Source organism: Streptomyces sp. NPDC127595, assembly GCF_042671685.1.
GTDB lineage: Bacteria > Actinomycetota > Actinomycetes > Streptomycetales > Streptomycetaceae > Streptomyces.
In genome coordinates, this window is sequence record NZ_JBHXWK010000002.1 from 953,723 (window position 1) to 965,590 (window position 11,868).

General features: G+C 68.8%; 10 protein-coding genes and 1 pseudogene. 6 read left to right on the forward strand and 5 right to left on the reverse strand.

What is annotated here, in order from left to right:
* Positions 1–86: 86 nt before the first annotated feature.
* Positions 87–1,100, reverse strand: coding sequence for an RNA polymerase subunit sigma-70 (locus tag ACFVKT_RS10775; RefSeq protein ID WP_385729786.1), 1,014 nt, complete (start codon positions 1,098–1,100; stop codon positions 87–89).
* Positions 1,101–1,481: 381 nt separating this feature from the next.
* On the opposite strand from ACFVKT_RS10775, the gene ACFVKT_RS10780 reads away from it, so the two are divergent.
* From ACFVKT_RS10780 to ACFVKT_RS10790, 3 genes are all read left to right on the forward strand, one after another.
* Complete coding sequence (locus tag ACFVKT_RS10780) at positions 1,482–2,186, forward strand: VanZ family protein (protein ID WP_385729788.1); 705 nt, start codon at positions 1,482–1,484, stop codon at positions 2,184–2,186.
* 68 nt (positions 2,187–2,254) lie between these two features.
* Positions 2,255–2,971 carry a response regulator transcription factor gene (locus tag ACFVKT_RS10785; RefSeq protein ID WP_385729790.1) on the forward strand — a complete coding sequence of 239 codons (717 nt, stop codon included), beginning with the start codon at positions 2,255–2,257 and terminating at the stop codon, positions 2,969–2,971.
* On the forward strand, positions 2,964–4,043 hold the full coding sequence (locus ACFVKT_RS10790) for a sensor histidine kinase (RefSeq protein ID WP_385729792.1): 1,080 nt from the start codon (positions 2,964–2,966) through the stop codon (positions 4,041–4,043). The genes ACFVKT_RS10785 and ACFVKT_RS10790 overlap by 8 nt, the downstream gene beginning before the upstream one ends.
* A gap of 211 nt (positions 4,044–4,254) precedes the next feature.
* On the opposite strand, the gene ACFVKT_RS10795 is transcribed toward ACFVKT_RS10790, so the two are convergent.
* Positions 4,255–4,830, reverse strand: coding sequence for a GNAT family N-acetyltransferase (locus tag ACFVKT_RS10795; protein ID WP_385729795.1), 576 nt, complete (start codon positions 4,828–4,830; stop codon positions 4,255–4,257).
* Positions 4,831–5,003: 173 nt separating this feature from the next.
* On the opposite strand from ACFVKT_RS10795, the gene ACFVKT_RS10800 reads away from it, so the two are divergent.
* The 3 genes and pseudogenes from ACFVKT_RS10800 to ACFVKT_RS10810 all read left to right on the forward strand — a co-directional run bounded on the left by ACFVKT_RS10800 (position 5,004) and on the right by ACFVKT_RS10810 (position 7,477).
* On the forward strand, positions 5,004–5,432 hold the full coding sequence (locus ACFVKT_RS10800) for a VOC family protein (protein WP_385729797.1): 429 nt from the start codon (positions 5,004–5,006) through the stop codon (positions 5,430–5,432).
* 171 nt (positions 5,433–5,603) lie between these two features.
* Positions 5,604–6,478, forward strand: a pseudogene (locus tag ACFVKT_RS10805) (phosphotransferase family protein).
* 294 nt (positions 6,479–6,772) lie between these two features.
* Positions 6,773–7,477: a chitinase gene (locus ACFVKT_RS10810; protein ID WP_385729800.1), complete on the forward strand. Its 705-nt coding sequence runs from the start codon at positions 6,773–6,775 to the stop codon at positions 7,475–7,477.
* A gap of 207 nt (positions 7,478–7,684) precedes the next feature.
* On the opposite strand, the gene ACFVKT_RS10815 is transcribed toward ACFVKT_RS10810, so the two are convergent.
* From ACFVKT_RS10815 to ACFVKT_RS10825, 3 genes are all read right to left on the reverse strand, one after another.
* Positions 7,685–8,461 carry a polysaccharide lyase family 7 protein gene (locus tag ACFVKT_RS10815; protein WP_385729802.1) on the reverse strand — a complete coding sequence of 259 codons (777 nt, stop codon included), beginning with the start codon at positions 8,459–8,461 and terminating at the stop codon, positions 7,685–7,687.
* A gap of 293 nt (positions 8,462–8,754) precedes the next feature.
* Positions 8,755–10,659 (reverse strand): SMI1/KNR4 family protein, encoded by a 1,905-nt coding sequence (locus tag ACFVKT_RS10820; RefSeq protein ID WP_385729804.1) that lies wholly within the window; start codon positions 10,657–10,659, stop codon positions 8,755–8,757.
* A 336-nt stretch (positions 10,660–10,995) separates the two neighbouring features.
* Positions 10,996–11,718: a dienelactone hydrolase family protein gene (locus ACFVKT_RS10825; protein WP_385729806.1), complete on the reverse strand. Its 723-nt coding sequence runs from the start codon at positions 11,716–11,718 to the stop codon at positions 10,996–10,998.
* Positions 11,719–11,868 lie beyond the last annotated feature (150 nt).

The following is an 11,868-nucleotide window of genomic DNA, read 5'->3' on the forward strand; positions in this document are numbered from 1 at the left end:
GCGTCGCACCACTCCGCCGCGACCACCGCGACCCGCGCGCCACCGCGCCACCGCGCCACCGCGCAGCGCGAGTGTCCGCACCGGGACTACTCCGTGCCGTCCGCCGGCAGGCGCTCCGGCAGCCCGAGCCGCGGGAACTGGTCGTCGTGGAAGATGACGATGTCGGTGATCGCCCCGCCGGCGACGCGCAGGACGTCGATCGTCAGCGGCAGGTACGCGCCCTCCCGCTTCTGCCAGAGGTAGAAGGCGACGGCGGGCTGTCGGTTCACGGAGGTGGGCATGGCGCGCAGGCCCTTCATGCCCTCGAAGCCGTCCTCGATCCAGTCGTTCACCACCGCGTCGCGGCCGACGTGCAGGCCCGGCGTGGGCGGCATCGAGCAGCGGACGTCGTCCCGCAGCAGTGCGGCGATCCTGGGGATGTCCGTGGCCACGCTGGCGTCGGTGAAGCGGCGCACCAGCTCGCGCGTTCCGGCGTCCAGTTCGCCGCCGGTCCAGTCCTGCCGCTCGGCGGGCAGGTGCTCCCGCATGCCGGCGCGGGCCCGCTGCAGCGCGCTGTTCACGGAGTTGACGGAGTCCCCGAGAAGCTCCGCGACGTCCCTCGCCGGCCAGCCGAGGACGTCCCGCAGGATCAGCACGGCCCGTGGGCGCGGCGCGAGGTGCTGGACGGCGACCAGGTACGCCAGCTCGATCGTCTCCCGCGCGACGGCGACGGTCTCCGGCTCGTCCGTGTCGCCCGCGGGCAGTTCGTCGAGCAGCCGGTCCGGGTAAGGCTGCAGCCACAGCACCTCGCCGCCGGTCGCAGGCTCCGGGCGGCACTTGGCGAGCAGGTCCAGGCAGGCGTTGGTGGCGATCCGGTACAGCCAGGCCCGGAACGTCGACCGCCCCTCGAAGGTCTCCCGCCGCCGCCAGGCACGGAGGAACGTCTCCTGCACGGTGTCCTCGGCGTCCTCGAATGACCCGAGCATCCGGTAGCAGTGCACGTGCAGCTCCCGCCGGTGCCGTTCCGCCAGCCCCGAGAACGCCGGCTCGTCGATCTCGCCCAGCCCGCTCACGCCCAGCCCGCTCACGCCCAGCTCCTCCAGCCGCGTGTCCGCACTCATCACGTCATCCTTCCGCCTCGTCGTGTCCCGTCGTAGATGTGACGGGTGCGGGCGCGAAAACTCATCACCAGGGCCGGTCGGCATGGCAGAGCGTTCCTCGTCCTCGGTAGGTCGCGTACTCGACGTGCTGGAGAACAGGGATGGCCTGCACCATTGCCATCACCGGGGAGGGGCTGCACCGCAGCGCGGTCAGGACTTCCAGGCCTTGAGGGGGGCGACGGCGCCCTCGCCGCGGCACTGGCCGGGCCGGCGCGATCACCAGTGGCCGGACCAACTCACTGCCGGTTTGCGCCAGTTCCTTGCTGCCGGGGTTCCGTGTGTCGCGGGCGTATCGAAAATCGCATACGCCGCCGCAACGGCCGTACGCCTGCAATGGAGGGCATGACCCACAAAGCGTCCCCGTCAGCACCGTCCCGCCACACGCGCAGGATCGTGCTCCTCGGCTTGCTGATCCTCGGCCTGGCGGGCGCCGCGTTCGTCGTGCGCGGGCCGCTCGTGATGTCCGCTCCGAGGTGCATGGCCGGGCGCTGGCACGGCTGCTTCGACACCTTCAACGGTGTGGTGCTCATGACGTTGGTCTCGCTGCCGTTGGCCGCGTTGGTGGCGTGGGCTCTGGCGCGCCGACGGCGTGCCGCCGGTGTCGCGTCGGCGTGGCGGATGTCGCTGGCCGAGGTGGGCATGGTCCACGCGACGGTGCCGTTCCTGTGGCTGACCATGATGCCGGGCGCCGGGGCCGGCGTCGTTCCTGCCCGGGTGAGCCTGGTACCCCTGCGGGACCTGGTCACGATGGGGCCGCTCGGGATCGTCGGCAACCTGCTGGTCTTCGCGGCGCTGGGGTTTTTCGCGCCTATGCGGTTCGCGGCGCTGGCGTCCGTGCCGCGGGTCCTGGCGGTCGGGGCGGGTTGCTCGGTCCTGGTCGAGACCGCGCAGTACGCCCTGCGGCTCGACCGGGTGTCCTCCGTGGATGACGTACTGGTCAACGCCGCCGGCGCCGTGCTGGCCGGGCTGGCGTCGCGCCGCTGGTGGCGTGCCAGAGCGGAAGCACCGTCGGACCAGCCCCGCCCCGCGCCAGTACCGGCAGGCTGAGGCGCGCATCCGGTGTGCTCACGTCTTTGCATACGGCGGCGATAAGTTGTGCTGCCTAGGCTTCAGACATGCGCGTACTGATCGTGGAGGACGAGCCCTACCTGGCCGAGGCCGTCCGTGACGGTCTGCGGCTGGAGGCGATCGCCGCCGACATCGCCGACGACGGCGACTCCGCCCTGGAACTGCTGAGCATCAACTCCTACGACCTCGCAGTCCTCGACCGTGACATCCCCGGCCCCTCCGGCGACGAGGTCGCCCGGCACATCGTCGCCTCCGGCAGCGGCATCCCGATCCTCATGCTCACCGCTGCCGACCGGATCGACGACAAGGCTTCCGGATTCGAACTCGGTGCCGACGACTACCTCACCAAACCGTTCGAGCTGCGGGAGCTCGTGCTCCGGCTGAGGGCGCTCGACCGCAGACGCGCGTACGCCCGGCCTCCGGTCCGCGAGATCGCGGGCCTGCGGCTGGACCCCTTCCGCCGGGAGGTCTTCCGCGAGGGACGCTACGTCGCACTGACCCGTAAGCAGTTCGCCGTCCTTGAAGTCCTCGTCGCTGCCGAAGGCGGGGTCGTCAGCGCCGAAGAGCTGCTGGAACGGGCCTGGGACGAGAACGCCGACCCCCTCACCAACGCCGTGCGCATCACGGTCTCCGCACTGCGAAAACGGCTCGGCGAACCATGGATCATCGCCACGCTGCCAGGCGTCGGCTACCGGATCGACACAGCTACGGAGACCGTCGTCCCCGGCAGGGACACCACCGATCCGGGCACCGCGGATGCGTAGACGCCCAGGGCTCAGCGCCCGAATGAAACTCACCCTCAGCTACGCCGCATTCCTCGCCGTCGCCGGCGCTCTCCTGCTGGCCGTGGTCTGGGTGTTCCTGCTGCGCTACGTGCCCGACAACTCCCAGGGCCTTCTCGGGATCTCGCCCAACCGCTACCTCCTTGTGCGCACCTTCGCCCCCGCCGCGGCCGTGGCGATGTTCTTCCTGCTCGTGTTCGGTCTCGTCGGGGGATGGATCCTCGCCGGCCGGATGCTCGCACCACTCACACAGATGACAGCCGCGGCACGGATGGCCGGGAGCGGATCGCTGTCCCACCGGATCCGGATGGAAGGCCGCCAGGACGAATTCCGTGAACTCGCCGACGAGTTCGACTCGATGCTCGAACAACTCGAGTCCCACGTCGCCGAGCAGCAGAGGTTCGCCGCCAACGCCTCACACGAACTGCGCACCCCACTGGCGATCTCGCGGACACTCCTCGACGTCGCCCGCAAGGACCCCACGCGGGACCGGGGCGAACTCATCGAACGCCTGCACACTGTCAATACGCGAGCGATCGACCTCACCGAGGCCCTCCTGCTGCTCAGCCGCGGCGACCGTGGAAACTTCACCCGCGAGAGCGTCGACCTCTCCCTCGTCGCCGAAGAGGCCGCCGAAACGCTGCTTCCTCTCGCCGAACAGCGCGGGATCACGCTGGACGTCACCGGCGGGGCGGCCCGCACCATTGGTTCCGCGGAGCTCCTGCTGCGGATGGTGATGAACCTCGTCCAGAACGGCATCGTCCACAACCTTCCCGTGGGCGGCACCGTGACGGTCCACACCGAGGCACACGGCGACACGAGCGTGCTTCGGCTCGAGAACACGGGCCGTCGGCTCCCGCCGGATCTGGTACCGACCCTCACCGAACCCTTCCAGCGAGCAACGGAACGCGTACGCACCGACGAGCACGTCGGCGCCGGCCTCGGCCTGGCCATCGTGCACAGCATCGTCCGCGCCCACGACGGGAGCCTCGACCTCGTCCCCCGCCCCGCCGGCGGTCTCCTCGTCACGGTCCGGCTTCCAGGCCCGCCGTAGGCATCGTCCCCGAGCGATCCGCCCTGGAGGCCGTCGGCCTCGGGGGAGATGCTCCCAAGCGCGATCGGCCGATTCCCGTCTGTTCATGGGTGGGTGAACGCCAATACCCTGTGCGACCTTCGTGCCTGGGGGTCACGTGAACGGCCCAACACTCGAACCGATGACCGCGATGCCCCAGACACGGAATTGGAAACGGCCGTTCGTATGGTGGCTACTGCTGCTCCCACTGTTCCTTGGTGATCTCGTACCGCACGCCCCCGTGCTCGGAGCCCTCGACCATCTCCATGTCGGGAGGAGTGGGAATGGTGTCCGAGAGCGTCATTTCGAGCTTCTCCATGACGTTGCGCGAACCATGGTTCACGGCCATCGTCTCAGCCCAGACCATGCGCACACCGAGCCCCGTGAACGCCTTGCCCAGCAATGCCCGCGAAACTTCGGTGGCATAGCCCTTGCCCCAGGCCGCCTGCCGCAGCCGGTAGCCAAGTTCGGCCTCGTCCGGCGGGCCCTGCGGCTCGGGACGCAGGCAGAACCAGCCGATGAACGCGCCGCCGTCCTTCTCGTGCGCGGCGAACAGTCCAAGATCGCCGTGCCACCTCTCGTAGCCGGCGATGATGCTTGGCAGGTGGCGCTCGCGGACAATCTCCGGCGCGGTCGGATTGCCCCCGGTCAGATACCGCATCACCGCGGCGTCGCTGTCCAACTCGATCAGCAAGTCCGCGTCGGCGGAGGTGAAACGCCGCAAGGTCAGGCGCTCGGTCTCCAGGTAGGTGTCCACAGAATTGATCATGCCTAGAGCATGACGGGCAGTTCAAACGGATTTACTCGGACACCGTCGGCGAACCTCAAGGTGCTGCCGCGGAATCCACGCCGAGATCGCAGCGGCTAGCAGCACCGCCCCCGACAGCATGCGGATCCACCTGGGGAAATGAACCGACAGAGACCCCTTGGTATGGTGCGCCGATGCCAGCGATCAAGCAATTCCAAGTCACCTTCGACTGCGCGGAACCTGAGCGTCTCGCTCGCTTCTGGTGTGAGGTGTTGGGGTACGTCGTTCCGTCGCCGCCGACGGGGTTTGCCACTTGGGACGATTTCAACGGCTCCCAGGCTCCCGAGGATCAGGGTTCATGGTTCGCCTGCACCGATCCGTCAGGTGTCGGGCCGCGGCTGTACTTTCAGCGCGTCCCTGAAGGCAAGGTCGCCAAGAATCGGCTGCATCTTTGCGTGAGAGTCGGGACCGGGCTCGTGGGGGAGGAGCGCCTGGCGACGCTCGAGGCTGAATGCGCGCGGCTGATCCCCCTCGGCGCGGTACGCGAGCGACTCCTGTATGACGGCAACGATTCCTGCATCGTGATGCAGGACATCGAGGGCAACGAGTTCTGTCTCGACTGAGTCTCATCCGAGCCGGCCGGGTGCCCGGGTTGTCGTGGCGGAGAGGCGGTTCGGAACGTGGCACCCAGGACAGGGACGCGTGAGCAGTTGGCGGGTGCGGCGCGGGCCGCGCTGGGTGGTGGGCGGCGGCTGGAGGCGGTTGAGCGGGTCGCGGGCGGCAGCAAGAAGGGCGTGTACCGCCTGGTGATGGACGATGCGACGACGGCGATCGCCTACCTGTGGGATGACGCCGAGAACTACTGGCCGGCGGCCGAGGGTGATGACGACCTCACCGACCCGTTCTCGCCCGGCCTCGGGATCGGCCTGTTCGAGGCCGCGCACGCGCGGCTGGACGCGCTGGATGTCCGCGTTCCGGCGATCCGTTTGGTCGACCGCGAAGGTGTTCACTGCCGGTCGGACCTTGTGATCGTCGAGGATCTCCCGGGCGAGAACCTGGAGGAACTGCTCGCGCGCGACCCGGGCGCGGCTGCCCCGGTCATGGCCCGGCTGGGGGAGACGCTGGAGGCGATGGGTCGGCATCGGGCCTCCGCCTACGGCAAAGTGGCCGTGGTGGACGCAGATGGAACGTCGCGCGGGACGTCCTGCCAGGGGGTCGTCCTGGACCGTGCGCTGTGTGACCTCGCCGAGGCGGCGTCGCGTGATCCACGGATCGCGGGAGCCCGCGGCCGACTGGAGGAGCGGCTGCAAGGTCTCGCGGCGGCGGTGCGGCCACGGGCGCATTACGCGGTCGTGCATGGTGAACTGGGGCCCGACCATGTGCTGGTGGACAGGGGTGGGAACCCTGTGGTGATCGATATCGAGGGCCTGATGTACTCGACGTCGAGTGGGAACACGTCTTTCTGCAGATCCGCCTGCACGACGCCTACCGGCCGCTGAGGGTCGACGGACTCGACGAGGACCGGCTCGCGCTCTACATGCTCGCCCAGCGTCTCTCGCTGACGGCGGGTCCGCTGCGGCTGCTCGACGGGGACTTTCCCGACCGGGCGTTCATGGCGGGCATCGCCGAGTACAACCTGAACAAGGCACTTGACCTGGTGCGCGCCTGAACAACCCCCCCGCATATCACCTGGTCCGGTCAGGCCTGTCCCCGAAAGATGGCTGGCCAGACGCACGCAACGCCCGTGCCGGCAGGCGAATGCCAGTACGCGGCGGCCTGCGCGGCGGACAAGCTGCGCTGGAAGCCGGCTGGACGCCGCCGAGCGGGACGCACGGCTGGAAAGCGCGCCTAGGACGGCGCGGCGCTGGGAAGGGGTAGCCGTGTCAGTCGATCACCCCCCATCGCGGCTAACTCCCGTGAATCCAAGGAGAGATGACTCGTGCTCAGATCAAGGAGCAGGACCATGATGGCCGCCCTGGCCGCGCTGTGCGGACTGCTCTTCGCGGCCACAGCCCCCGCTCAGGCCACCACCCCGGCCAGGCACGGCTCCCGATTTGTGGTGAGCGAAGCGCAGTTCGAGCGGATGTTCCCGGACCGGAACTCCTTCTACACCTACGACGGGCTGCTCGAAGCCACCGAGGCGTACCCCGCCTTCGCCCGCACCGGCAGCCGGACCGTCCGCAAACAGGAGGCCGCAGCCTTCCTCGCCAACATAAGCCACGAGACCGGCGGTCTGTTCTACGTCCGGGCGCAGAACGAGGCGTCCTACCCGATCTTCTGCGACGCCACTCAGCCCTACGGCTGTCCGGCCGGGACCTCCGCGTACTACGGGCGCGGTGCGATCATGCTGAGCTGGAACTTCAACTACAAGGCCGCAGGCGACGCGCTGGGCCTGGACCTGCTCAACAACCCCTGGCTGGTGGAGACCGATCCGGCCGTGGCCTGGATGACCGCGTTGTGGTACTGGAACACCCAGACCGGCCCGGGGACGATGACCGGGCACGACGCGATCACCGGTGGTCACGGCTTCGGGCAGACGATCTGGAGCCTCAACGGCTCCACCGAGTGCAACGGCGGCCGCCCCGACCAGATGCAGCACAGGGTGGACCTCTACCTCGGGTTCACCGACATCCTGCACACCTCGCCGGGCGCGAACCTCACCTGTTGAGCAGGAGGTCTGTGGCGGGTCCGCACACCCGCCGCGGACCGCTACCCGAACCCGGCACTGGACGGGAAGGCGTACGCGGATAGTCGCCGCCCCGGCTGATCTCCACCGCACCTGACACAAGACCGGACGGCCCGGTGTTTCGGCAACACCGGGCCGTCGTCGGTCTGTTGGCCCCAGGTCCGGGCCGCCGGCAGTCCCCGGCCTCCGTCAGCCGTGCGAGACGGTCAGCCCGTAGAACGCGACCCGCGCGCCCTTCGTGGTGCTGTCGGAGGATGACTGGTTGTAGGAACCGGCCTTGAAGTACTGCTTGTACGGGAAGAACGACGACGGGATCGTGTAGTGCGTGGTGCTGCCGTTGACCGTCAGGTTGATGGTGTTGCCGCCGGACACGGCGATGGTGTAGCTCCACGTCTTGCCGACCGACACGTTGCCCACGGTGTGCAGTGTCTGGCCGCCCGAGGGGGAGTTCTCGGTACCGACGATGATGTCGCCGTTCGACCGGTAGTACAGCTCCACCAGCGGCTTGGTGGAGGTGCCGCCGGAGCCGAGGTGAATCTGCCCGACACACACGTTGGACGTCACCGACACCACGCGCAGCGTCGCGCTCAACTTGTGGCTGCCGCTCAACGACCAGTCCGCCGCGCTGCCGCTGCGGTTCATCTCGCGCAACTCGGAGCGGGCGTAGTTGGAGTTGGGGGTGGTGACGCCCTTCTCGGGCGCCCAGAACGTCATTGCTCCGTCACGGGTGTCCGTGTAGAAGTACGAGTCCTGGAAGCCGTTCGCGCCCTGCAGCCGGGACGAGGATATGGTGGTGGGACTGCCGGGCGACCCCACGGGCTCCTGCAACTGCCAGACCGACAGGTCGAAGTTGCCGCCGGGAGCGACCTTCGGGTCTGCGGCGCCGGCGTTTGAGGTGCCCAACACGGTGACCACGGCGACAGTGGCCGCGACGGTGGCCGTCGCGAGAACTCTTGTACGGATCATGGTGCCGTCCTTCGTGATGTGGGGGAGGACAAGGCGAGTTCAGGTGGGTGAACAACTAGTTCACTTGTGAACCTGCGTGCCGAGACGCTAAAGGCCTGAACCAATGCCGTCAAGAGGTTGTTCGCCGCCCATTGAGCGGTGACACCGATGGCTGTGCGAGGAGTTGTCCTCCTCGACCGCCACGACATCGTCCGGCGCCCCTTCCAATTGAATAGACAGGCCCTGGAAGACTGCCGATCCAGCAGGCAGCTTCTCTCCGCTGATCTCCCGCTGTCAGCAGAGCGGGCGACTGCCTAATGGGCGCGGATCACCGTGTACGTCTCGCCGTCCCTCGGTGGCCGCGTCCAGGAACGGGCGGCGAACGTGTGCAGCCGACCGTGCACGATGGCATGACGCGGCAGAGACGCGCCGAACTCCCCGGCCACCGCTTCCAGTAGCGGGCGTTCCACATCGGCCCCGTCCCCCAGGTCACCGAAGAAGAGGCCCGGATCCAGCGCCTGCGGTATCTCCCCGCTTGACCGGATCTCTCCGCCCGCATACGTGAACGCGTACTGCTCGGAACCGTCTCGGGCCACCGAAAGGTGGAAGAACGGTTCCCCGTGCTCTGTCCTCAGGCCGCTCCACACCACCACCGCGCGGGTACCCGCGCTGGCGGACACGGCTGGGGAGACCAAGCGCCGCTGGTCGAACGGGGCAGGATCGCCGTCGAAGGCGAAGCTCCAACCGTTACCGGCCCTGCCGACCGCCATGACAGCCCGGTCGTCGTAGGACGAGAACTCCCTTTGGCTGTGCAGCGACTTGCGGCGCGCCTCCCAGAAAGTCATGGGTTCGTTCAGCACGGCCCCGTCCCCGTCCCCGTCGCCATCCCCGAGACGTCCGGGCAGCTCCTCCGGCTCCGCACCTTCCACCAGGACGAACCGGTAGGACCTGCGGTTGTTGCCCGGGTCCGGCTCCGCGAGCCATGCCAGGCTGCTCGAGTCGAGGTCAGCCGTCGGCGCCGGTGCCTCGCCGGTCTGCCCGCCCCTTGGTGTGGACAGCAACTCGCGTCCCCGCTCCGGGGTCAGCAGCGGTCCGAGCAGAGGGTCGGCCACCCACCCCAGCGGCGCCAGGTGGTCCGGTCCCAGCGGCTCCCACAAGGGAAGATTGCCTATCAGAGTCCGCCATGCTTCGTCGGTGTCTCCCCAGCGCGCCAACTCCCGCGCCCGCGCGACCGCTTCCCCGAACGGCCCCGCCGGCGCGTACCCGTACGTGCCGTTCCGCACCTGATCCAGTGTCGTGTAAGCCAGTGACACGACGTCTTCGGCGGCGCCCCGGAGCTGGAACTTCAGCGTCGAATCGTCCCGGTAGGAGTGCGCCGCGTGCTCGGCGACCAGCGGTGGCAGCAGTTCGCGCGCGTACTGCGGGTCTGTCACCAGTCCGTCGAAGTACACCATGTAGGTCTGTCCGAGCAGACGGCGTATCTGGTCACCAAGTCCTGCGGCCCGCGGTCTGCCGTACCCCTTGGCCTCGTCCAGCGCCTTGGCGGCCTGTTCCCAGTCGCCGCGCAGCGCCTGACGCCCGGACTCCTCCACCAGGGCGTCCAGCTTTCGCGTCGTGTCGTTGGCGAAGACCGGCTCCCTGTCGCTCCGGTGCGCCCGCAGGCTGTGGAACTCCCGGTACATGTCGCGCATGAACTCAAGGAAGTTCGCGTGCCGTTCGGGCGGCGCGGCCCGCCAGCTCGACCACGTGTACACGGCCCACTCGCCGTCCTCGTCCACGTCTTCGGGATCCAGGAGGACGTGCGTCATGTCGGACTCGACGTCGAGTTGCAGCCCGCGGCGCCAGATGTCCGCCTCCCTCCGCTCCTGGGGCCCGGCGTCCTCGTCCAGGTACTCCTCGAACATGTCCGCGAGACCTGACTCGTTGTTGTGCCAGTGCGCCTCTTTGGTGCCCGCCAGCAGCGACACGAACCCGCCCGCGTGCCGCCACCCGTCGCTGACCTTGAGGAACTCCCGGTACGACGGGGGCGTCCGTCGGCCGAGGCGCTCCTCCATGGCCGCGATCCGCTCCTCCGACGCGGGCGGGAACCCCAGCCAGCGCGCCTGCCGCGCGGCCTCGCCCTCCTGACCCCCCGTCTCCCCTTCCGGCAGTGAATCTGCCCACTCCCCGCTCCATCTGAGCAGGAAGGACCGCCAGTTGAATGCCGTGGTGTCCGTCATGCGACTGATGCTGCCACCGACCACTGACAGTGACCCGGGCCGCCCTGCCGGGGTGTGGATCCAGGCGACGTGGCAAGCCATCGACGTTGACGGTGGCTTGCCGGGACAGGGCGGCCGGTGACCATGAGCTCGTATTCCTGGCGGACTTCGCCGCCGCAGACGACGAAGGGCGCGGGGTCCGAGCAGATGCCGAGAATCCCAGTGATGGCCACGATGGCGCCGGTCAGCCCAAGCGCATCTGCCGGCTGCCGCTCATCGAGGAGGGCCGGGGCCTTGCCTCGATGAGCGGCAGCCTGGCCGCCGCCTAGCGTCTGCTGCCGGCCTGACGGCCCGGCCTCACTTCAGGTGCCGGCCGAAGAACCGGCCCCCGTCCTCCACCTCGAACCACGGAGTGCCGGTGTGCCCGCCCAGATTGGCGTGCAGCGTCTTCTCCTTGGTGCCGAACGCGTCGAACAGGTCCAGGGCCCGCTGCCGGGGGTTCCCCTCGTCGTCCCACTGCAGGAGGAACAGCAGCGGAATGCCGACCTGCCGGGCCTCCTCGCGCTGGGCGTGAGGCACGTAACCCCCGGCGAAGAAACCGGCGGCCGCGATGCGTGGCTCGACCACTGCCAGCCGAATGCCGACGGCGGTCCACCCCGAGTACCCGACCGGGCCGCCGATCTCGGGCAGCGTCAGCAGGGCGTCCAGGGTGGTTTGCCACTCCGGGACCGCCTTTTCGACGAGCGGGCCGATGAAGGACTCGAAGATCTCATCGACCGGCTCGCCGGCCTGCATCGCCCGGCGGATGTCGGCGCGGGCCTGCTCGTCGGCGGCGGAACGGGGCCGGTCGCCGCACCCGGGGGCGTCGATGGAGGCCACCGCGTAGCCGTACGCCGCGGTGTGCCGGGCACGGGCCACCAGCCGGGATGCCCCCTTGGGCAGGCCGTTGTTGTGGGCCATCAGGATCAGCGGGGCCGGTGTGGGGGATTCAGGCGTCCACAGGGCGCCGGGGATCTCGCCGAGGGTGAATTCGCGTTCGAGGACGCCGTCGTCGACGCGTTGTTCGGAAGTGAACTGCATGTTCGTGCCTTTCGGGAGTGCTCGTGAATGGCGCTCCCGGACGACCTATCGCCCGACCGTGACCCCGGAGGGAAGCACCCATGTCGATAGTGTGTTCACGGGTACCACCTCCTCGTTCTCTCGCACGGCCTCCGGAAAATTAGCAGTGGT